Source organism: Exiguobacterium sp. AB2, assembly GCF_000696055.1.
Taxonomy (GTDB): domain Bacteria; phylum Bacillota; class Bacilli; order Exiguobacteriales; family Exiguobacteriaceae; genus Exiguobacterium; species Exiguobacterium alkaliphilum.
Window position 1 is genome coordinate 1 of the sequence record NZ_JNAA01000082.1, and the last position, 22,429, is coordinate 22,429.

The following is a 22,429-nucleotide window of genomic DNA, read 5'->3' on the forward strand; positions in this document are numbered from 1 at the left end:
GTTGCCGAGATGGAACGACGTTACGAGCTGTTTAGTCGTTACGGTGTACGAAACATCGAGGGATATAACGAACTCGTCGACAAGTCCGAGGATGAAGATGCGAAGCGACTGCCGTTCATCGTCGTCATTGTCGATGAGCTCGCCGACCTGATGATGGTCGCGTCGAATGATGTCGAGGACGCCATTATGCGCCTTGCACAGATGGCGCGGGCCGCAGGCATTCATATGGTGCTCGCGACACAACGGCCGTCCGTAGACGTCATCACAGGCGTCATCAAGGCGAACATTCCGTCAAGGATCGCGTTTGCCGTCTCATCACAGACGGATTCACGAACGATTCTCGACGGAGGCGGGGCCGAGAAGTTGCTTGGGCGTGGAGACATGCTCATGCTCGCCAACGGGATGAACAAACCGATTCGTGTCCAAGGTGCCTTTGTATCGGACCAAGAGGTCGAGACAGTCGTCAACCACGTCATCGCCCAGCAACGCGCCCAGTACGTCGAGGCGATGATGCCGAAAGAAGAAGAAGTGACGACGATCGATTCGGACGATTCGTTGTTCGGGGAAGTCGTCCAGTTCATTATGACGCAAGAGACGGCCTCGACGTCGATGATTCAACGGAGGTTCCGAATCGGCTATAATCGAGCTGCACGATTGATCGATTCGCTAGAACAAGCGGGGTATGTCGGTCCGTCAGAAGGATCGAAACCACGGAAAGTACTCGTCAATGAGTCGGAAGGGTAAAATTAAAAAACGAACGATTGGATTTAATATAATCTAATCGTTCGTTTTTATTTATTTATCGGTATAATTGAAATGGGTACCGAATTCATAAGAAACGCGCAATGAGCGGGAATGATATAGCACATCTGGTCTATAATACCTAATCCGACATACTACTGAAACGATTGAACCGCTTTCATTTTTTAATACCGTTTTCATTTTACAAAAACTTTGCAAAGGCTGAAGGAACAGGTAATATAGACTACAGGACGCACTGAATTCCTTCACGTCAAAATATTTCCTTGATTCCGAACAAAAAGTATTGCGTTCTCTTTCTGGAATCCCTATACTTAATATTGGCAAGGGCATTCATACGTCAGATGTCTGAGCACTGGTAACAATAGGTAAAGGTGGTGAGGCCCATGTCGATCAAGCTCGATCATCGCTTGCTCTATCTCCGCGTGATTGAGAAAATCAAGCAAGATATCGATGAGGGTGTCTATCGTGAGGGGGAAAAACTTCCTTCAGAGTTCGAGTTATCGAAGCAGCTAGGGGTTAGTCGTGCGACGCTCCGAGAAGCGCTTCGGATTCTCGAAGACGAGAAATTTGTCGTGCGTAAACATGGCGTCGGGACGTTCATTAGTTCTAAACCTCCGTTCACATCGGGGATTGAAGAGCTGTTCAGCGTAACGGACATGATCACGCGTGCCCAAATGACACCGGGAACGAAAGTATTGGTGGCCGAAAAGGTGTTAGCGACAGAGAGAGAAGCCGAGCGTTTAAAAGTCGAACCGAATTCTCCGATTTATCGGATTGTCCGGATTCGCTATGCAGACGAGACACCGGTCGTATACTGCGTGGACAAAATCCCCGCACATCTCGTTTCTAATCCTGAAGCATTGACAGAAGGGAAGTCGTTGTTTGACGCGCTGGAACAAGAGGTAGGACGTCGGGTCGCGTACGCGATTACGCACATCGAACCGAGTGTGAGCACGGAAATCTCGACACAACTTCAAACGGACCAACCGTTACTCGCTTTAAAGCAATTGCATTACGATGAAAGCGACCTACCGTTGCTCGATTCGGCAAACTTTTTCCGAGCGGACCGCTTTGACTTCCACGTCGTCCGCAAACGCGTCTAAAACACGTATTTGACATTCGGAGAGGTTATTTTTGGGGAATGGCGTGAAAGCGCTTTCTTATACCGGTGTAATGACTACTGACAACATGACAACCTAAATTGTTATGAACCGAAAGGGGAAACACGACGATGATGAACAAGAAAAAAACGATTCTCTCAGCTTTAGCAGCAGGTCTTACGCTCTCGACAGTACTCGCAGCATGTGGCGGCGGGGACGACAATGAAGGCGCTTCAAACGGAGAAGGCGGCGGCAGCGAAGCTGGCGACTTCAAAGTAGCGATGGTAACGGATACGGGCGGCGTAGATGACAAGTCGTTCAACCAATCAGCTTGGGAAGGTCTCACGAAGTTCGGTGAAGCCAACAACTTGACGGAAAACGAAGGATTCAAATACCTTCAATCTTCTAAACAAGCAGACTATCAGCCAAACTTGCAACAATTGGCACGTGACAACTTCGACTTGATCTACGGAATCGGCTTCTTGATGGCTGAAGACATCCAAACGGTCGCTGGTCAATTCTCAGACAACAACTTCGCAATCGTCGACATGGTCGTTGATGCACCGAACGTCGCGTCAATCACGTTCAAAGAGCAAGAAGGATCATTCCTTGTCGGTGTCATCGCGGGTCTCATGACTGAAACGGACAAAGTCGGTTTCATCGGTGGTGTCGAGTCTGACTTGATCAAGAAGTTCGAAAACGGATTTAAAGCGGGCGTCATGGCCGTCAACCCAGACGCGACAATCGACGTGAAATACGCGGAAGACTTCAACTCGGCTGAAAAAGGAACAGCGATCGCATCAGGTATGTATGGCGCAGGTTCTGACATCATCTATCATGCAGCTGGTGGTACGGGTGTAGGGGTATTCACAGAAGCGAAGAACCGTAAGAAGAACGGCGAAGAAGTATGGGTAATCGGGGTTGACCGTGACCAATACGAAGAAGGCCTCCCAGAAGACGTTACGCTTACTTCAATGGTTAAACGTGTAGATACGGCGACGTATGAAGTGTCGAAACAGACGATGGAAGGGAACTTCCCAGGTGGAGAAATCATCGAGTTCGGTTTGAAAGATGACGGTGTTGGAATTGCTGAAACATCTGATAAGAACGTTCCGGCTGACATCCTCTCGCAAGTAGACGAGTATCGCCAACAGTTAATTGACGGCGAACTTACTGCACCTGCGACAGACGCTGAGTTCGAAGAGTTCATGAAAACAGTAGAATAAATCATTGAGTTGGGGGGGACCCATGTGGTTCCCCTTTCCTTAAAGTTAGGAGTGGACTTTCTTGGAATATGTTATTGAAATGCTCAATATTCGCAAAGAGTTCGGTACGTTCGTAGCCAACGACAATATCACCCTTCAACTTCGTAAAGGCGAGATTCATGCGTTGCTCGGAGAGAATGGCGCCGGGAAATCGACGCTCATGAACGTCTTATTCGGTCTCTATCAGCCTGAAGGCGGAGAGATTCGCGTACGCGGAGAAAAGGTGAACATTGAGAACCCGAACATCGCCAACGATCTCGGCATCGGCATGGTGCACCAACACTTCATGCTCGTCGAGAAGTTTACGGTCACAGAAAATATCATCCTCGGTTCTGAACCGAAGAGCGGGTTGACGGTCGACCGAGCGACGGCGCGTAAAAAAGTAATGGACATCTCGGAGCAGTACGGGCTTCGAATCGACCCGGATGCAAAAATCGAAGACATCTCAGTCGGGATGCAACAGCGTGTGGAAATTTTAAAGACGCTCTATCGTGGCGCCGAAATTTTAATTTTTGATGAGCCGACGGCCGTATTGACGCCTCAAGAGATTCAAGAACTTATTCAAATCATGAAGCGTCTCATCGAAGAAGGAAAATCAATCATTTTGATTACCCACAAGCTAAAAGAGATCATGCAAGTGGCGGATCGCTGTACGGTCATCCGACGTGGACGTTACATCGGGACGGTCGATATCGACGAGACTGTCAACGAGGATCGCCTTGCGGAGATGATGGTCGGGCGTGAAGTAAACTTTGATGCGGAATATTCCAAGGCAGATCCACAGCAAGTCGTCCTCGACATTCAAAAGCTCTTCGTCAAAGACAGTCGAGGCATTGAAGTCGTCGAAGGCTTGGATTTACAGATTCGCTCAGGTGAGATTCTTGGAATTGCTGGAATCGATGGCAATGGTCAGACGGAATTGATTGAAGCCATCTCAGGATTGAAAAAGCCTGAGGGCGGCAAGATTTTCTTGAACGGGAATGACGTGACCGGTTTCACCCCACGTAAAGTGACGGAATCGGGCGTGGGCCATATCCCACAAGACCGACATAAGCATGGTCTCGTGCTCGACTATTCGATTCGAGACAACATGGTCTTGCAAACGTATTACAAAGAACCCTTCTCAAAACGCGGCATGATGAACTATAAAGCCGTCGCCGAGAAGGCGAAAGCGTTAATTGAGAAGTTTGACGTCCGAACTCCATCAGTCGACGTGCCGGCTCGTGCGCTTTCTGGCGGTAACCAACAAAAAGCGATTATCGCCCGTGAAGTCGACCGGTCTCCGGACCTGCTGATCGCGGCGCAACCGACGCGCGGTCTCGACGTCGGAGCCATCGAGTTCATTCACGAACAGCTCGTCAAAGAACGGGAGAAAGGGCGCGCCGTGCTCCTCATTTCGTTCGAACTTGAAGAAATTCTACACGTATCGGACCGAATCGCCGTCTTGTACGAAGGAAAGATCGTCGGGATTCGCGACCCGAAAGAAACGACAGAGCAAGAGCTCGGCTTCTTGATGGCCGGCGGTAAGAGAGGGGAAGAAACAGTATGAACAAGCTAGGACTCAATCGACTGCTCATCCCGCTACTGTCCATCTTGATGGGGCTATTCGTCGGCGCAATCGTCATGCTCATCGGCGGCTATGACCCAGTGCGTGGATTCACGTCGCTCTTTAACGGGATGCTCGGCAGCCCGTACGCGATCGGGGAGACGCTCCGTGCTGCGGCACCGCTCATCTTCTCTGGTCTTGCCGTGGCGTTCGCGTTCCGAACCGGCCTCTTCAACATCGGGGTCGAGGGCCAAGTGTTGATCGGCTGGGTGGCGGCGGTGTACGTCGGAATCAACTTCGATTTGCCGATGTTCCTCCACTTGCCACTCGCCTTGCTCGCCGCGATGTTCGCTGCGGCCGCCTGGGCGTTCGTGCCAGGTTTCCTCAAGGCGAAGTTCCACGTCCACGAGGTCATCACGTCGATCATGATGAACTACATCGCGCTCTATACGACGAACGCGATTTTACGGAGCGTCATCGGCGTGACGAATGAACGGACGGAATCGATTCGAGAATCGGCATCCCTCTCGTCACCGCTCCTTCAGGAATTGACGACGTTCTCGCGTTTGCACTGGGGAATTCTCATCGCCGTCCTTGCCGCGGTCGTCTATTACTACATCTTGCAACGGACGACGCTCGGGTACGAGCTTCGTGCCGTCGGGTTCAACAAGCACGCCTCGCAATATGCGGGGATGAGCGTCAATCGCAACATCGTCTTGTCGTTCGTCATCTCGGGTATGTTCGCCGGCCTCGCCGGTGCGATGGAAGGGCTCGGGACGTTCAACGGCATGACGCTCAGCGCGTCGTTCACTGGCGTCGGATTCGACGGGATCTCGGTCGCGCTTCTCGGTGCGAACACGGCAGTCGGTGTCGTCTTGGCGGCTTTGTTGTTCGCCGGCCTCAACATCGGTGGACTCGCGATGCAGCTCGGGGCGAACATCCCGTCTGAGCTCGTCAAAGTCATCATCGCCGCCATCGTCATCTTCGTGGCGTCTGGTTACGCACTGAACTATGTCATTGAGAAACTTAAAGGAAATCGTAAGAAAGGAGTGGAGAAAAAATGAGCTTCTTAGAAGTCCTCTATATCGTCGTACCGGTTGCACTCGCCTATGCGACTCCACTCATCATCGCCGCTCTCGGTGGCATCTTCAGTGAACGGTCGGGTGTCGTCAACATCGCGCTCGAAGGAATTATGGTCATCGGGGCAGCGATGGGAATCATCACGACGCTGACGCTGACGAATATGGGTCTTGGCGGCATGAGCCCGTGGATCTCGCTCTTGGTCGCCATGGTCATCGGGGCGCTGTTCTCGCTCTTCTTGGCAGTCCCGGCCATCCTTTGGCGGGCCGACCAGACCGTCCTCGGTGTCGCGATCAACATGCTCGCGGTCGGACTTGCGATCTTCGTCGTCCGTGTCCTTTACAATAAAGGACAGACCGACTTCATCCAGTACCGGATCGCGAAAGAGAATGTGCCGATCTTGTCGGATATTCCGGTTCTTCGCATGTTCTTCATCAACGTCCAATACACGTCGTTCATCGCCATCGCGCTCGCGTTCGTCGTCTGGTTCGTCATCTTCAAGACGCCGTTTGGCCTGCGTCTTCGCTCGGTCGGGGAACACCCGATGGCGGCGGATACGATGGGAATCAATGTCACAAAGATGCGCTTCATGGGCGTCATGCTCTCAGGTGCGTTCGGTGGCTTAGCTGGTGCGGTCTACGCCGTCACGGTCACGACGAACTTCAGTGCGACGACGATCGTCGGACAAGGGTTCCTCGCCATCGCCGCGATGATCTTCGGGAAGTGGAATCCGCTCGGTGCGCTCGGCGCCGGTCTCTTCTTCGGATTCGCCCAAGCGCTCTCGATTATCGGCAGCAACTTGCCGGTCATCAACAACGTCCCGCAAGTGTTGCTCTTGATCGCGCCTTACGCGCTCACGATCCTTGCCCTTGCCGGTGTCGTCGGTCGTGCCGATGCACCAAAGTCTGTCGGTATCCCGTATATTAAAGGGAAACGATGACGAAAAAAAGGACATCTGTCCTCTTTAGGAAAGGTTGTTTGACGGAAGCGTCAAACAACCTTTTTTGTTATACTCATAAAGAGGTGAGACAATTGAAAACATGGTGGTACTGGACGCTCGTCCTCGTGCTGACTTTCATCCTTTCCGGGTGCACGGCCGATGATTGGTTCGGTCCGCAGATCGACCCGCCGGAGTCACTGATCGAGCTCGAAGGCGACTATCCGAGCGCTGACGTGACGCAACAAGTGAGGCGCCCGGTCGGGAAGACCGAGTCGGTCACGCTCGACCGCGTCGTCGACGGCGATACGCTTAAAGTCGAATTCGAGAACGGGGCGACGGAATCGATTCGGCTCTTGCTCGTCGACACGCCGGAGACGAGCCATCCGACGCTCCCGGTCCAACCGTTTGGGGAAGAGGCGAAAGCGTTCGTGACGCGCTGGCTCCCTGAAGGCGACACCGTCACGCTCGAATATGACGTCGGGCGCTACGACCGGTATCAGCGTACGCTCGCCTACGTCTGGTATGACGGGGTGATGGTAAACGAGGAACTGTTGCGTCGGGGCCTTGCCCGCGTCGCTTACGTCTATGCGCCGAACACGCAACACGTCGATGCGTTCCGGGACGTCGAGCGGGCCGCGCGCCGACAGTTGCTCGGCATTTGGAGTCTCGAGGATTACGTCACCGGCAACGGCTTTGACCACGAGGCGACCGAACCGGCCAAGCCGACTCAAGAGACAGACGACTGTGACATCAAAGGCAACATCAACCGGGACGGCGAGAAGATTTACCACGTCCCGGGCGGCGCCAGCTATGAGCGGACGGTGCCGGAAGTACTGTTTTGCAGCGAACGAGAAGCGGAGGCGGCCGGGTTCCGTAAAGCGGCCCGATAAAAAGAAAAGAGAGACATGTATGTCTTGGACACACATGTCTCTCTCCGCTTATTCGTATTTGAGTGCGTCTCCGTCGAATGATTCATCGGCGACTTTGATTGAATCGGTCGGACAACCTTCGAACGCGTCCATCAAGTCTTCGTACAACTCGTCTGGGACTTCGATCGTACCCGTGTTGTCATCCATCAAGTTGAAGGCGAGGCCTTCGTCATCATAGTCAAAGATGTCCGGGGCGGCGGCTCCGCAAGCTCCACACGCGATGCATGTATCTTTATCAACAATTGTAAATTTTGCCATTCTTAACCCTCCATACGTTTCGTCTCTCTCCATGGAAATCGACTTACTACTGACTATGAGTAATTGTAGTCTACATACCCGATTATTTCAATGAGGAAACGAACATCGTTTTGGAAGGATAATGATTGAGAAGGAGGTGGGCCGATGGTGCACTTGGCTGACGGGGTGTTGCTCCTCGCGATTGACCGATTGAAAGGAGAGCGAAGTGAGCGCAGTCTGTTTCATGTGTTGAACGGTAAACGTTCGGCGACGACGTTACAAGATGCATTCTTTTATGACCTCGAACCGATCTTTGGGCTGTTCCCTTACACGAAGTACGATTACGAGAAACTGCTCGCCTCGTTCGAGAAACGAGGCTGGCTCAACCGCTCGAGCTTCAGCTTGACGGAAGCCGGCGCTATGCTTGCTTCTCCAGAAGCCGTCCGTGATTTGTTCGAACGTCTCGGTGGGGAACAGCGAGACTATGCGACGATGACGTGGAAACGGCTCAGTCTGTTCATCCAAACGTTCATGTCGCTCGAACATAAGCGCACGTTTTACCCTGTCCAAGCCGACCGGCACGCCGAGCGCTGGGTGAAGCAAGTCGTCCGGACAGAGCGGGATTGGCGCCCGCTCATCCAAGCGTTTCATGAAGAGCTCGAGACGGCTCTCGATGAAGTCGGTGACCCGTATGCGACGGCGGTCGTCTATCGATTCACCGGCGCGTTCGAGACCGGATATACGTATGAACAAATCGCTTCACTCCTCGACGTCGATGCCCGGACGGCACGGCTCTATTTTTTGGCAGGGTGGAGCGCGCTGTTGCACCACTTGCCGGAAGACGCGAAACTGAGAGGGTTCACGTCCGGTCTCACTACGGAACGGATGACGCTGTCGGCCCGGGAATCATACGAACTGTTCGCCGGCGGTCGGACGTTCAATCAAGTCCAATCGATTCGGCGCTTGCGCACGTCGACGATTGAAGATCACGTCGTCGAGATGGCGATGTATCTCGAGGCGTTCCCGCTCGACCAGTTCGTGCCGACAGAACAGATCGTCATGGTCGAGCAAATGCGGGAACCGGACAGCTGGGCGCTCAAGCCGGTGTTCGACCAAATCGAGACGATCAGCTATTATCAAATCCGACTCGTGTTCGCGAGGTTGAAACGAGGTGAGACGTTTGTATGAAAAAACATTGAAGCGGGTGTTCGGCTATGAGGCGTTCCGAGAAGGGCAGCGTGACGTCATCGAAGCAGTCGCAGACGGGCAAGACGTGCTCGCCATCATGCCGACGGGGGCCGGCAAGTCGTTGACGTTCCAGCTACCGTCCTATATTAAGAACGACGGCTTGACGATTATCGTCTCGCCGCTCTTGTCATTGATCGAGGACCAGATGCTTCATATCCGTGAGCGTGGGGAACGTGGCGTGGCGCGGCTGACTTCGATGGAGACGCTCGAAGAGAAGCAAGCGATTTTGAACCACTTGAAGCGATACCGTTTCTTATATCTCTCTCCGGAACAGCTCGCCGTGCCACACGTGACGAGGGCGCTCGCGCGCACCCCGATTCAGATGCTCGTCATCGACGAGGCGCACTGCATCTCGCAGTGGGGGCATGAGTTCAGACCGGAATACGCACGACTCGGCGAGCTCCGTAAACAGCTCGGCAGCCCACAGTGCATGGCCGTCACGGCGACGGCGCCTGAGGCTGTGAAGAAGGACATCATCGAGAAGTTGGCGCTGTTCAATCCGGCCCAATTCGTCCATTCGGCGAACCGTCCGGAGATTCGGCTCATCGTCGAACGTCTCCTCGGCGAACAGAAGCTGCCGCGTCTAATCGAACTCGTGCGCGACGTGCCGAAACCGGCCGTCGTCTACACGGCGACACGGCGTGAGGCGGAATCGCTCGCCCTCTCGCTCGACGACGCCTTGTTTTATCATGGCGGCATGTCGACCGAGGATCGCCGGCTCGTCCAGTCCCAGTTTTTACGGAACGAGGTCGCTGTCATGGTGTGTACGAGCGCGTTCGGGATGGGCGTCAATAAAGACAACGTCCGAAGCGTGATTCACTTCCAGCTGCCGGCGACGCTCGAGGCGTATATGCAAGAGATTGGTCGGGCCGGCCGCGACGGGGAAGCTGCGTTCGCGGTATTGTTGTACGCAGACGGAGATGAGCGGATTCAACAGTTTTTGATTGACCAGCAGTATCCGAAAGAAAAAGACATCCGGGTCGCCTATTTCGAACGCGAGAACGGGACGAGTCTATCTCACTTGCCGCGCCTGCTCCGGATGAACGAGGAAGACCCGGTATTCGGACTCTTGAAACAGATGCTCTCAGAACGGACGCTTGCCGGCGCGGTGGATTGGGTAAAGGAGAGGAAACGCGACCGGTATCGTCAACTCGGTCAAATGATTGACTATGCGCTCATCAAGACGTGTCGGCGCGATTATTTACTCCGTTACTTCTCTGAGCAACCGATTGACCAAGAGCCGTGCTGTGACGTCTGCGGCCCCATCGCTTTCCCGGAAAACGAGCAAGTTGTGTCTAAAAATGTGACAGATTGGAAACATCGGTTGAGCCGTATCTTTTCCTTTGATTGATATCATAGTAAAATGATAAAAAAGGTAAAGGAGGATGTGCGTTGCGACATCGGAACCAGGCGGATTCACTCCGTGAAAAAGTGGTGGATACGTTGCCGTCTCGATCGGCACGACAAGAACACGAGCGTAAAGAAAAACTGAATGACAATTGGCTGAAGCGGCCTCTTGCCATGATGCTGACCCTTTCCATGTTTGCTATTATATTGGCATTTTTATATATAGGACGTCATGCAATCTTCTTTTGATAATACGGCTGAACGGCCGTATTTTTTTATGGATTTGACTGTAAGACAATTCCTTTCCGTGAAAGTTTGGAAGTGGTTCACCAATTTCTTATGAAATTGCACAATAAAACAGGCGAATTGCCGACGGGCGGTCTATACTGAAAGAGAAGACTAGTAGGAAAGGTGGGGCTGTGATGCCAAAATACTCCATAAAGACTGTCGCATCACTCACCGGAGTGAACCCGACGACGATTCGGGCGTGGGAGCGACGTTATCAGTTCATCGTCCCAAGCCGGACCGAATCGGGGCACCGTCTGTATTCAGAACAAGATGTCGAAAAAATCAAATGGGTCGTCGAGAAGCAACGCGAAGGATTGACCGTCTCCCAAGCGATTCAACAGCTGCATAAAGCACCCGAACCGAAGCCGGACCGTCTTTACGACGAAGAGTTAAAGGACGGGCTGATGGAGGCGCTACTGACGTTTGATGAGCGACAAGCCCACGATTTGATTAACCGGGCCTTCAACACGTTCAGTTTTGAGAAAGTGACGACAGATATTATCGGCCCGTTGCTGATGGATATCGGGACGCGTTGGGAGAACGGCACGATCACCATCGCCCATGAACATTTTGCGACGGCGTTTCTCCGCTCGAGGCTGTCAACGTTGTCGCTCCAGATACCGATGAACCCGTTCTTGCCGCGAATCGTCTGCGTGTGCGCTCCTGACGAGATGCATGAGATTGGCCTCCTGTTCGTGACGCTCTTTTTGCGTCAGCATGGCTATGACGTCATTTTCCTCGGTGCAGGCATCCCGAAAGAGGATTTGGGCACGGCGTTACACGATATCGACGCAAAATGCCTGATTTTCTCGTGTACGTTGACCGAGCATTTGAACGGCCTTGAGGAGGCGATTGCGTACGTCCGTGCGGAGCATACGAGCCTCGTCATCGGTGTCGGCGGATACGCCGTCAGCCAGCACGCGGATCGGTTCGGAAGCTCATTTTTAGGCAATTCGCCTGAAGCGTGGACGGAGTGGCTTTCAACTATTTGACAGTTCGGCCAAACGAGAGTAGCTTATAAATATGTAGCAACGACTAGTGTTTGGAGGTTTTCGTTTGAGATTTGAAAAACAAACAAAAGAACATTTGCGGGTCTACTTGACGGCAAACGAGTTATCGCTTCGTGGCATTGCGATTGACACGATTGTCGGGGAGACCGGACAAGAGCTTTGGCGCGAGTTGCTCGAGACGGCGGAAGCCGAATACGGGTTCACCCCGCAAGGTGCCGTCGATTTGAACGTGACGATGTTTCCCCGCGACGGGATCGTCATCGACGTGCAAAAAGTCGGCACGCTCGAGCCCGAGGCGGACCAAGAACAAGTCGAGATCCGTTTGACGATCGATGTGATTCATCACTTGATCTATCAGTTCGAGGACATCGAAGACGTGATTGACGCGTCGGTCAGCCTATACCCGCATATGCATGCGACGGACCATGGCGGCGCGCTCTATCATTATGACGGGCACTACTATTTGCATTTCGCAGAAGTGTTGAACCCGCAAGTCGAGGAGCGTCTCGCCGCCATCTTGTCCGAGTACGGCAAGACGACGACCGTGAGCCCGTATATGATGCTCGAGTATGGGAAGACAATTCAATCCGTTCAAGCGGTGAAAGAGCTGTACGATACGTTCGCGTGAGTACGGCTTTTTCACCGTTCTGTTTCTATTGTTTTTTCGTCATGCGTGGTATGATAAAACTTGAATTTTTCAGTTGAAAGTCGAAGGAGAGATAAGATGAAAGTCGCTGTGTTATATGGAGGAGTATCAGGAGAGCGTGAAGTCTCGCTCACGAGCGGAAAAGGCATGATCGAGGCGCTGAAAGAACGAGGTCATGACGTCGTCGCCATCGATTTTCACCCTGAGCGGGCGCATGAGTTGTTGACGCTTGAAGCGGACGTCGTGTTGAGCGCGCTCCACGGCAAGTACGGGGAAGACGGGCGTGTCCAGTCGCTTCTTGAGATGGCGAATTTGCCTTACACAGGATCAGGTGTTTTGGCATCGGCACTCGCGATGGACAAAGCACGGGCGAAAATCATCTTTGCGGCAGCGGGCATCCGCGTCGCACGCGACGTACTCGTCGAGAGCCCGGCCCACGTCGATGCGAAAGTGGCCGAGTGGGGCGGAGAGTTCCCTTGTGTCGTCAAGCCGGCCCAAGAAGGCTCATCGAACGGATTGACGATCGCGATGGACGAGGCGATGCTTCGCGACGGCATTGCGAAAGCGTTCGAGTGCGATACGGCCGTGTTGGTCGAGCAGTACATTAAAGGGAGAGAGTTGACCGTGCCGGTCATCGGGAACTTCGGTCACGAAGAAGCGCTACCGGTCATCGAGATTATCCCAAAAAATGAGTTTTACGACTACGAGTCGAAATATACAGAAGGTGGCTCGGTGCACGTCTGTCCGGCTGAACTACCTGAGGCGTTGACGGAAGAAGTGCAACGTTCGGCCGTGCTCGCGCATCAGGCGCTCGGTTGTGCCGGCTATTCGCGGTCTGACTTCTTAGTGTCAGAAGACGGCCTCGCCTATATTCTCGAGACGAACACGCTACCGGGGATGACGCCGCTTAGCCTGTTCCCGGACAGCGCGCGCGCCGTCGGGATCTCATATGGCGAGCTGCTCGAACGTTTCATATCGTTAGCGCTAGAAAAATAAGAGGGGGACACCCTTCTTTTTCTTTTAGAAAACGCTTTCATTATTTTTGTAAAACCCTTTCAAATTGGTCGTGTATCGGCTATACTTTTAATCGAATACGAGGTTGATTCTTGGGGGAGAATTGACAACTTAGGGGAGGAAACCTTCATGATTACGGATCAAGAAAAAGGTCATCAAAAACGAAAGAACATCCTAGAATCGACACAAGAGGTCATTCACGAGGCACTCGACAAGCTCGGCTACCCGGAAGAGATGTACGAGCTGTTGAAAGAACCGCTCCGGATGTTGACCGTCCGCATCCCGGTCCGCATGGATGACGGTTCGACAAAAATCTTCACGGGCTACCGGGCCCAGCACAACGATGCTGTCGGTCCGACGAAAGGTGGGATCCGCTTCCACCCGAGCGTGACGGAAGTCGAAGTGAAGGCGTTGTCGGTATGGATGAGCTTGAAAGCCGGAATCGTCGACCTTCCTTACGGTGGCGGAAAAGGTGGAATCGTCTGTGACCCGCGTGAAATGAGTTTCCGAGAAATCGAACGTCTGAGCCGGGGCTACGTCCGAGCCATCAGTCAAATCGTCGGTCCGACAAAAGATATCCCGGCACCGGACGTGTTCACGAACTCGCAAATCATGGCGTGGATGATGGATGAATACAGCCGAATCGATGAATTCAACTCACCAGGATTTATCACAGGGAAGCCGCTCGTCCTCGGCGGATCGCATGGTCGTGAGACGGCGACGGCGAAAGGGGTCGCCATCATGATTCGCGAAGCCGCGCTTCGTCGTGGCATCGAGTTGAAAGGGGCGCGCGTCGTCGTTCAAGGGTTTGGGAACGCGGGAAGCTTCTTGTCGAAGTTCATGTATGACGCCGGTGCGAAAGTCATCGCCGTCAGTGACGCTTACGGTGCCATCCACGACGAGAACGGGCTCGATATCCCGTACCTCCTCGACCGTCGAGACTCGTTCGGGACGATTTCGACGCTCTTCAAGAACACGATTTCAAACCAAGAAATGCTCGAACTCGACTGTGACATTTTAGTGCCTGCTGCGATTGAGAACCAAATCACGGAGACGAACGCTGACAACATTAAAGCCTCGATCGTCGTCGAGGCTGCGAACGGACCGACGACGAACGAAGCGACCCGCATCTTGACGGAGCGTGGCATCTTGCTCGTGCCGGACGTGCTCGCCTCGAGCGGCGGTGTGACGGTCTCTTACTTTGAGTGGGTGCAAAACAACCAAGGTTACTATTGGACGGAGGAAGAAGTCGAAGAGAAGCTTGAAAAAGTGCTCGTCCACTCATTCAACACCGTCTACAATACGGCTTCGGCCCGTAAAGTCGACATGCGTCTCGCCGCCTATATGGTCGGCGTCCGTAAGATGGCGGAAGCGTCACGTTTCCGCGGCTGGGTTTAAATCTAGCCATAGAAAAAGAGGGAAGACCCGATTCGTCAGGTCTTCCCTCTTTGTCGTTTAGGATGTCACACCGTTACGCTCCCGAAGCGTCTCGGCAATGGCTTTTCCGTGGAACCGTCCATTCTCGATGAAAATCTTGTTGGCATCGTTACCCGCAGCGACGACACCGGCGATGAAGAGGCCTTCGACGTTCGTCTCGTACGTGTCTTCGTCAAACGACGGGACACCCGTCTCGTCGTCAATCGTCACGCCAGACTCGGCGAACAGGCCGTGGTCGGGCAAATAACCGGTCATCGCGAGGACGTGGTCGGCCGCGACGCTCTTTTCGACCCCGTACTGGCGATAGACGACGCGGTCCGTCTCGATGCGGACGATTTCGGTCTCGAGTTCGTAACGAACTTTTTCGTGCCGCACGAGGGAGTCGAACGCCGGGAGCACCCACGGTTTGACCGAAGGGCTGTAGCCGTCGCCCCGATAGAGCACCGTCACGTGCGCGCCGGCCTTCTCGAGCTCGATGGCGGCGTCGACGGCCGAGTTTTTGCCGCCGATGACGGTCACGCGTTGCCGATAATACGGATGCGCTTCCTTAAAGTAATGCGAGACGTGCGGTAGCTCCTCGCCCGGTACATCAAGATTCCGGGGGCGGCCGTAGTAGCCCGTCGCGAGGACGACATAGTCGGCGGTCCGTACCGTTGTCCCGTGCCGTTCATGATGCGACGTGACGGTGAATCGTCCGTCTTCTTTGTCAATCGATGTCACCGTCTCGAACGGCTTGACGTCGAGATTCATCCGGCTCACGACTTCACGGTAATAGACGAGCGCGTCTTGGCGTCTCGGTTTCAAATCTTTACAGATGAACGGGATATCCCCGATCTCGAGTAGGTTCGCAGACGAGAAAAACGTCTGATGGGTCGGATAATGGTAAATCGCATCGACGATGTTGCCCCGTTCGATGACGGTGCACGAGATGCCGATCCGTTCTAGTTCGATGGCCGCCGACAAGCCGCAAGGCCCGGCGCCGACGATGATCGCCTGTTTCTTCAATGAAATCACCTCATCCCTCATTGTATGGAAGCAAGACGATGTTGGCAAGTTCACTGCTGGAAGCTGAAACTGTGCTCCATGACAGGCTGAGACGAACCGGCCTCGAGTTCGACGAGCAGACGGAGTCTTGCTTTTTGAGAGTTCAATCCGTTCGAGAAGATGATTCCCATGTCTTTCAACTGTTTGCCGCCGCCCTCATAGCCGTATACGTCTTGGACGATGCCGTTAAAACAACGGCTGACGATGACGACCGGGATGTGGGCGACGAGCCGTTCGAGGGCAGGGACGATTGTCGGTGGAACGTTCCCTTGACCGAGCACTTCGAGCACGAGCCCGTCATAGCCGAGGTCGAGCACGGCTTCGAGCAAATCGGGTTCCATGCCGGCGACGACTTTTAAGACGGCGACCCGCTTCGAGATCGAAGGAATCATCTTCGCTTGCCGCGTCATCGGTTGACTGTAGATGAGGACGTGGTCTTTCGTAACCATCCCGACATTCCCGAAGTGGACCGACTTGAACGTGTCGACCGACGAGGTATGTGTTTTCGTGACGTTGAACGCCGAATGAATCTCGCCGTTGAAGACGACGAGTACGCCTTTGCCGCGCGCGGCCTCGCTCCGTGCGACGCGAAGCGCCGTGATCAAGTTGAACTCACCGTCCGAGCCGATCTCGTTCGATGAGCGCATCGCCCCGGTCAACACGATTGGCACCGGGGCACCGAGCGTGATTTGGAGAAAGTAAGCCGTCTCTTCTAACGTGTCCGTGCCGTGGGTGATGACGACCCCGTCGTACGTGTCTTGCGTCAATTCTTGGGCGATGAAGTGGGCGAGCTCGAGCATCTTCGCCGGCGTCATGTGCGGCGACGGGATGTTCGAGAAGTGTTTCGTCGTGATGCGGGCGATATCCGTCGCTTTCGGCAGCGTCGCATCGATTGGGTTGATATCGCTCGGCGAGACGTGCCCAGTTCCCGACTGAGACATGGCGATCGTGCCGCCGGTGTGGATGAGTAGTAAATGGTTCATAGAGGACCTCCAACTTTCTTTGTTCGTTTCTTCCAATTTCTAGGCGTTTTCTGCTTTTTCTTTTTCCCGTTTCGGTGTATGCTTAACGGTAGAGAGGAGAGATGCGTCATGATTGCAATCGCCTTGTCTGCGGTAGCGCCAGGGTTCGCCCTTCTTTCCTATTTCTATCTTCGACATGAATTGGAAGCGGAACCGCTCGGCTATGTGATCCGTTCGTTCGTCGCCGGAGCCGTCCTCGTTTTCCCGATCATGTTCATCCAATACGCGTTCGAAGAAGAAGGCGTGTTGACGAGCCCGTTTTGGAAAGCGTTCGTGGCAACCGCGTTGTTAGAAGAGTTTTTTAAGTGGTTCATGATTTATTATACAATATACATACATAAAGTCTTCGATGATTACTACGACGGGATTCTCTATGCGGTCGCCTGTTCACTCGGCTTCGCCACATTAGAGAATTTTCTATATTTATGGGTGTACGACTCACTCGAAATCGCGATTTGGCGGGCCGTCCTGCCGGTTAGCGGCCACGCCTTGTTCGCTGTGGCGATGGGCTTTTGCCTCGGTCGGGCGAAACATTCGGCCCGGGAGCGGCTCTGGCTCTTTCTCGCCGTCGCCGTCGCCACGCTCATGCACGGCGTGTTCGACTATATTCTGCTCATCGAACCGACGAACAAAGTGCCGGCCGTGCTCTATATCGTCGTGCTATGGATGGTCGCCCTGTTGCTCGTCCGGGCCGCCAATCAATCGAATCGTCGTCAATTTAAATAGCTAAAAGGGGAATGGATTCATGTTAAAAGTAGGTCAAGAGTTACGGATTGAAGTCGAGGGGAGAAGCGAGGGGAAGACAAAAATCGCCGCCATCCAAGACGGTGTCGTCTGGATCGAGTCACCGAGCGAGACGGCGACGTTGAAGACATTCTTCCTTCATGAAGAAGAGGCGTTACGCGTTTATTTCTTTAAGGGCGAGGAGCAATTGTTTGCGTTTGACACGGTCGTCCTGAAGCGATTGAGCGATGCGCAGTTGACGCTTCGTTACGCGTTCAAATTGCCGGACGAGAAGAAAATCAAACGGGTGCAGCGCCGCGAGTACCTACGCGTCCCTGAAATGATTAACGTCACCGTCCTCGCTGTCGACGGTCAAGCTTTCCCGACGTTCGAGACGACGTCACTCGACGTGTCGGCCGGCGGGATGCGCATCGTCGCCAACCGGGCGCCAATCGAAGTGGATGACTCGCTCGTCGTCGTCTTCCGTATCGAGGATGAGCGGGGGATACCGCAGACGTTCCGGGTGAAGAGTCGGCTCGTCCGAATCAAGCCCCAGACCGTCAAGCAAGAGTTGTCACTTTGCTTCGAGGACTTGGCACCACGCGATCAAGAGACGATTTTACGTTACTGTTTCCGCGCCCAGCTTGAGGCGAGAAAACGGACCGGCTCTGTATTTTCTTCACGATAAAAAACTGTTATGATGTTCTCGGAACAAATGACCGAGAGGAGGCGGGTGTCGGACAATGCCGATACCCAATTTTTATGATGAAACCGTTACAAATTGCATTAGATGGACCGGCTGGAGCCGGAAAGAGCACGATTGCCAAAACGTTGGCCAAAAAACTTGGCTATGTCTATATCGATACAGGTGCCATTTATCGGGCCGTCACGTATCGCGCCTTGAACGAGCATGTCGGTTTAGAGGACGGGCCAGCACTTGCCGCGATGATCGCCGAGATGGACCTTCGCCTCGTGCCGAGTGAATCTGGGCAACGCGTCTTCGACGGTGCGACCGAAGTGACCGATCTGATTCGCTCGAGCGAAGTGACGAACAACGTCAGTTTCGTCGCCCGTCAACCGGAAGTCCGGGACGCGTTGATGGACTTGCAACGCGACCTCGCGAAAGAGGGTGGCATCGTCATGGACGGTCGCGATATTGGGACGCACGTCTTACCGGGTGCCGATTTGAAAGTGTTCATGACCGCCACGGTCGAAGAACGGGCCCGCCGCCGCCATGATGAGAACGTATCGAAAGGATTGCCGAGCGACCTCGAGCAATTGCAACGTGAAATCGCCCTCCGGGACAAGCGTGACTCCGAGCGTGAGGTAGCTCCGCTTCGTCAGGCCGATGATGCGCACTATCTCGATACGACCGAGCTGTCAATCGACGGTGTCGTCGAAGCGATTGAACGATTGATGAAGCAGGTGGTGAAACGATGAAACCGCTCAACAACGGACCGTTCGGCATGTATCGGGTCGCCCGTGCCGCCGTCGCATTGATTCAAAAACTCATGTTCCGTGTCGAGTATATCGGACGTGACAACGTCCCGGCCGACGGCTCGGTGCTCGTCTGTTCGAACCATCAGTCGAACTGGGACCCGGTCTTACTCGCCATCGCGATTCCGAAACAGCGTCCGCTTCGCTTCTTTGCGAAGAAAGAGCTGTTCGGTGTCCCGGTGCTGAAACATATCCTCAACCGGGCCGGTCAGATTCCGGTCTCGCGTGGCGAGGGGGACCGTCAAGCCCTTCGTGTCGTTTTGCAAAAGTTGAAAGAGAACGAACTCATCTCGATCTTCCCGGAAGGTACCCGCTCGAAAGACGGGACGCTCGGTACGGCTCAAGCGGGTGTCGGCTTCTTCGCCTTGCGCTCTGAGGCGGCCGTGTTGCCGATCGCCATCATCGGCCGATACAAGTTCCGGACGAAGCTGAAAGTCGTCATCGGCGAACCGCTCGACTTGACCGCGCTCAAGGCGAACAAAGCGAGTGCGCAGGAAGCGGCGGACTTAATCATGGAGCGGATCAGTGAACTGTACATCGAGCATTCACGGAACGTTCGGTAAATTCAGGTTTAATCTGGCTCTAGGAAAGGTACTAATCTGATAACACCTTGACAAATCTTCGGAATTATAAGAAGTTTATACTAGGTGTTAAGCGCCTTTGGGCGCTCCTTTTTGTACTCATCGTGAGGGGGTAGTGTTGGAATGGTCGAAGAAATGAAAGATATGCCTGATTTTGAAATTAATCGAGGTCAAATCGTGACCGGTACAGTCGTCAAAATCGAGGACAAGCAAGCGTTAATCGATATCGGGTATAAAACCGAGGCGATTCTGCCAATCAGCGAAGTATCAAGCATGCATTTAGACGATTTAAACGAATCACTCCATGTCAACGACGAAATCCGTGTGAAAGTGAAGAAAGTCACGGACGAAGAGGTTGTCGTATCGAAGAAGGACGTGGATGCCGAGGCAGCTTGGGATCAAATCGTCGAAAAATACGAATCAGGTGAAGTATTTGAAGTCATGGTCAAGGATAAAGTCAAAGGCGGTCTTGTCGTCGATATTGGCATCCGTGGTTTCATCCCGGCCTCGCTCGTCGAAAGTCATTTCGTCGAGGACTTCTCTTCTTACTTGCATAAACCAATCACGGTCAAAGTCGTCGAAATCGACCGTGAGAAGAACCGCGTCATTCTCTCGCATAAAGCAGTCGCGGAAGCGGAGATGAGCGCGAAGAAAGCGGAGACGCTCGAGTCGCTTGAAGTCGGCCAAATCATCGAAGGGACGGTCCAACGTCTCACTGATTTCGGTGCGTTCGTCGACATCGGTAGCGTCGATGGTCTCGTTCACATCTCCGAGATGGCGCATAGTCGTGTCGAGAAACCGAGTGACGTCGTGACCGAAGGCGACAAAGTGAAAGTGAAAGTGCTCGGCCTTGACCTTGACAATGAGAAAGTCAAATTGTCAATCAAGGAGACGCAACCAGGCCCGTGGGAATCGATTGAAGGTCAGATTCAACCGGGTGACGTGATTGAAGGGAAAGTGAAACGTCTCGTCACGTTCGGTGCGTTCGTTGAAGTCGCACCGCAAGTCGAAGGGTTGCTTCACATCTCGCAAATCGCGAATCGACATATCGCGACACCATCTGAAGTGTTGACAGAAGGGCAAGAAGTGAAAGTGAAAGTGCTTGACGTCCATCTCGACGAGAAAAAAATCTCGCTGTCGATGCGCGCACTCGAGTCAGCCGAATCGTCACGTGACGAAGACCAGGCGCTCCTCGACGAATACAGTGACCAAGGAGGATTCTCCGTCTCGGAACTAACGGGCGAAGAGTCTTCGGACGATTCTAAATAAGACGGTCGTTCAAGCGGGAGTCATGCTCCCGCTTCTTTTTGTATGGTCACCGAAATAGTGCTGTGATATGATAGTACAGTTGCATTTAGAAACGAGTATTTATTGAATGAAAGTTAGAGAGGTGTTTTTTATGGGAATTCCAGCAGTGGCCATCGTCGGCCGCCCGAATATTGGGAAATCCACGATTTTCAACCGGATTATCGGAGATCGCGTATCGATCGTTGATGATAAGCCGGGCGTGACACGCGACCGAATTTACGGTACGGGTGAGTGGTTGAACCGAAAGTTTCATCTAATCGACACAGGCGGGATCGAGGTCGGTGACGAACCGATTCTCGTTCAAATGCGCCATCAGGCCGAACTCGCCATCGATGAGGCGGACGTCATCATCTTCATGGTGAACGGACGCGAAGGCATCACAGCAGCGGACGAGGAAGTCGCGAACTTGCTCTTCCGTTCGAACAAACCGATTGTGCTCGCCGTGAACAAAGTCGATAACTTCGAGATGCGCGACCTCATGTATGAGTTTTATTCGCTCGGGTTTGGCGACCCGTTCCCAATCTCGGGAACACACGGTCTCGGTCTTGGTGACCTTCTTGACAAAGTGTTCGAGCTCGCACCAGACAAAGACGAGTACGAATATAACGAAGACGTCATTCGCTTCTCGCTCATCGGACGTCCGAACGTCGGGAAATCGAGCTTGACGAACGCGATCCTCGGTGAGGAACGCGTCATCGTCTCGGACGTGGCCGGTACGACACGCGACGCGATCGATACGCCGTTCACACGCGACAATCAAGAGTACGTCATCATCGATACGGCCGGGATGCGCAAGCGCGGAAAAGTATACGAATCTACAGAGCGATACAGTGTCATGCGTGCCCAAAAGGCGATTGAACGTTCGAACGTCGTCCTCGTCGTCCTCGATGGCGAAGAAGGTATCATCGAGCAAGACAAACGTGTCGCCGGACTCGCCCACGAGGCAGGGAAAGCGATCGTCATCGTCGTCAACAAATGGGATGCCGTCGAGAAGGACGACAAGACGATGAAGAAAATGGAAGAGAAGATCCGTAAAGAATTCTTGTTCCTCGACTATGCACCGATCGTTTTCTTATCGGCGCTCACATCGAAACGGTTGCAGACGCTCCTCCCGGTCATCAACGAAGTGGCCGAATCACATCGTCGCCGCATCTCGACGAGTGTCTTGAACGATGTCATCGTCGATGCCGTCGCGATGAACCCGACACCGACGGACAAAGGGCAACGACTCAAGATCAACTACGCGACGCAAGTGGCCATCGAGCCGCCGACGTTCGTTCTTTTCGTCAACGATCCTGAGTTGCTCCACTTCTCGTATAAACGTTATCTAGATAACCAGATTCGCCGCGCATTTGATTTCACCGGTACACCGGTCCACATCGTGGCTCGTCAGAAAAACTAGTAA

Annotated in this window: 23 protein-coding genes; 20 read left to right on the forward strand and 3 right to left on the reverse strand. The window is 53.5% G+C overall.

The features are described 5' to 3' along the window. From DI14_RS15110 to DI14_RS10975, 7 genes are all read left to right on the forward strand, one after another. The coding region (locus DI14_RS15110) for a DNA translocase FtsK (RefSeq protein WP_200871119.1) at positions 1–744 on the forward strand (744 nt) is incomplete at its 5' end. A 401-nt stretch (positions 745–1,145) separates the two neighbouring features. Beyond that, a complete protein-coding gene (locus DI14_RS10950; RefSeq protein ID WP_034808510.1) occupies positions 1,146–1,865 on the forward strand; it encodes a GntR family transcriptional regulator in 720 nt (239 codons plus the stop codon). A 131-nt stretch (positions 1,866–1,996) separates the two neighbouring features. Continuing rightward, the gene (locus DI14_RS10955) at positions 1,997–3,088 is read left to right on the forward strand and encodes a BMP family protein (RefSeq protein WP_034808564.1); all 1,092 of its coding nucleotides are present in this window, start codon (positions 1,997–1,999) and stop codon (positions 3,086–3,088) included. A gap of 61 nt (positions 3,089–3,149) precedes the next feature. Next, complete coding sequence (locus DI14_RS10960) at positions 3,150–4,676, forward strand: ABC transporter ATP-binding protein (RefSeq protein WP_034808511.1); 1,527 nt, start codon at positions 3,150–3,152, stop codon at positions 4,674–4,676. Then, positions 4,673–5,737 (forward strand): ABC transporter permease, encoded by a 1,065-nt coding sequence (locus DI14_RS10965; protein ID WP_034808512.1) that lies wholly within the window; start codon positions 4,673–4,675, stop codon positions 5,735–5,737. Before DI14_RS10960 ends, DI14_RS10965 begins: the two co-directional genes overlap by 4 nt. Beyond that, entirely contained in the window at positions 5,734–6,693 is a 960-nt protein-coding gene (locus DI14_RS10970; RefSeq protein ID WP_034808514.1) for an ABC transporter permease, read from the forward strand. Before DI14_RS10965 ends, DI14_RS10970 begins: the two co-directional genes overlap by 4 nt. Before the next feature lie 83 nt (positions 6,694–6,776). Then, complete coding sequence (locus DI14_RS10975; RefSeq protein WP_034808566.1) at positions 6,777–7,583, forward strand: thermonuclease family protein; 807 nt, start codon at positions 6,777–6,779, stop codon at positions 7,581–7,583. 48 nt (positions 7,584–7,631) lie between these two features. On the opposite strand, the gene DI14_RS10980 is transcribed toward DI14_RS10975, so the two are convergent. Then, positions 7,632–7,880, reverse strand: coding sequence for a ferredoxin (locus DI14_RS10980; RefSeq protein WP_021067177.1), 249 nt, complete (start codon positions 7,878–7,880; stop codon positions 7,632–7,634). Between the two features lie 144 nt (positions 7,881–8,024). On the opposite strand from DI14_RS10980, the gene DI14_RS10985 reads away from it, so the two are divergent. The 7 genes from DI14_RS10985 to DI14_RS11015 all read left to right on the forward strand — a co-directional run bounded on the left by DI14_RS10985 (position 8,025) and on the right by DI14_RS11015 (position 14,810). After that, a complete protein-coding gene (locus DI14_RS10985; RefSeq protein WP_081825892.1) occupies positions 8,025–9,047 on the forward strand; it encodes a helix-turn-helix domain-containing protein in 1,023 nt (340 codons plus the stop codon). After that, complete coding sequence (locus DI14_RS10990) at positions 9,031–10,458, forward strand: ATP-dependent DNA helicase RecQ (protein ID WP_081825893.1); 1,428 nt, start codon at positions 9,031–9,033, stop codon at positions 10,456–10,458. The genes DI14_RS10985 and DI14_RS10990 overlap by 17 nt, the downstream gene beginning before the upstream one ends. A 41-nt stretch (positions 10,459–10,499) precedes the next feature. Further along, on the forward strand, positions 10,500–10,703 hold the full coding sequence (locus DI14_RS10995; RefSeq protein WP_034808518.1) for a hypothetical protein: 204 nt from the start codon (positions 10,500–10,502) through the stop codon (positions 10,701–10,703). A 173-nt stretch (positions 10,704–10,876) separates the two neighbouring features. After that, positions 10,877–11,734 (forward strand): MerR family transcriptional regulator, encoded by an 858-nt coding sequence (locus DI14_RS11000; RefSeq protein ID WP_034808521.1) that lies wholly within the window; start codon positions 10,877–10,879, stop codon positions 11,732–11,734. Positions 11,735–11,798: 64 nt separating this feature from the next. Then, positions 11,799–12,380 carry an adaptor protein MecA gene (locus tag DI14_RS11005; RefSeq protein WP_034808523.1) on the forward strand — a complete coding sequence of 194 codons (582 nt, stop codon included), beginning with the start codon at positions 11,799–11,801 and terminating at the stop codon, positions 12,378–12,380. 96 nt (positions 12,381–12,476) lie between these two features. Beyond that, positions 12,477–13,394 carry a D-alanine--D-alanine ligase gene (locus tag DI14_RS11010; RefSeq protein WP_034808524.1) on the forward strand — a complete coding sequence of 306 codons (918 nt, stop codon included), beginning with the start codon at positions 12,477–12,479 and terminating at the stop codon, positions 13,392–13,394. Positions 13,395–13,541: 147 nt separating this feature from the next. Then, positions 13,542–14,810 carry a Glu/Leu/Phe/Val dehydrogenase gene (locus DI14_RS11015; protein ID WP_034808527.1) on the forward strand — a complete coding sequence of 423 codons (1,269 nt, stop codon included), beginning with the start codon at positions 13,542–13,544 and terminating at the stop codon, positions 14,808–14,810. 57 nt (positions 14,811–14,867) lie between these two features. On the opposite strand, the gene DI14_RS11020 is transcribed toward DI14_RS11015, so the two are convergent. Both DI14_RS11020 and DI14_RS11025 read right to left on the reverse strand, forming a co-directional pair. Beyond that, positions 14,868–15,875: a YpdA family putative bacillithiol disulfide reductase gene (locus tag DI14_RS11020; protein ID WP_034808529.1), complete on the reverse strand. Its 1,008-nt coding sequence runs from the start codon at positions 15,873–15,875 to the stop codon at positions 14,868–14,870. Between the two features lie 29 nt (positions 15,876–15,904). After that, on the reverse strand, positions 15,905–16,876 hold the full coding sequence (locus tag DI14_RS11025; RefSeq protein WP_034808531.1) for an asparaginase: 972 nt from the start codon (positions 16,874–16,876) through the stop codon (positions 15,905–15,907). 108 nt (positions 16,877–16,984) lie between these two features. Here DI14_RS11025 and prsW point away from each other — a divergent pair, with 108 nt between their 5' ends. From prsW to der, 6 genes are all read left to right on the forward strand, one after another. After that, positions 16,985–17,641 (forward strand): glutamic-type intramembrane protease PrsW, encoded by a 657-nt coding sequence (prsW, locus tag DI14_RS11030; protein WP_034808532.1) that lies wholly within the window; start codon positions 16,985–16,987, stop codon positions 17,639–17,641. A 19-nt stretch (positions 17,642–17,660) separates the two neighbouring features. Then, positions 17,661–18,326, forward strand: a complete 666-nt coding sequence (locus DI14_RS11035; protein ID WP_034808534.1) for a flagellar brake protein — start codon at positions 17,661–17,663, stop codon at positions 18,324–18,326. A 74-nt stretch (positions 18,327–18,400) separates the two neighbouring features. Next, positions 18,401–19,078: a (d)CMP kinase gene (gene cmk / locus DI14_RS11040; protein ID WP_034808535.1), complete on the forward strand. Its 678-nt coding sequence runs from the start codon at positions 18,401–18,403 to the stop codon at positions 19,076–19,078. Continuing rightward, the gene (locus DI14_RS11045; protein WP_081825894.1) at positions 19,075–19,698 is read left to right on the forward strand and encodes a 1-acyl-sn-glycerol-3-phosphate acyltransferase; all 624 of its coding nucleotides are present in this window, start codon (positions 19,075–19,077) and stop codon (positions 19,696–19,698) included. The genes cmk and DI14_RS11045 overlap by 4 nt, the downstream gene beginning before the upstream one ends. 141 nt (positions 19,699–19,839) lie before the next feature. After that, positions 19,840–20,985, forward strand: a complete 1,146-nt coding sequence (rpsA, locus tag DI14_RS11050) for a 30S ribosomal protein S1 (protein ID WP_034808537.1) — start codon at positions 19,840–19,842, stop codon at positions 20,983–20,985. Positions 20,986–21,115: 130 nt separating this feature from the next. After that, complete coding sequence (der, locus tag DI14_RS11055; RefSeq protein WP_034808538.1) at positions 21,116–22,426, forward strand: ribosome biogenesis GTPase Der; 1,311 nt, start codon at positions 21,116–21,118, stop codon at positions 22,424–22,426. Positions 22,427–22,429: the final 3 nt, after the last annotated feature.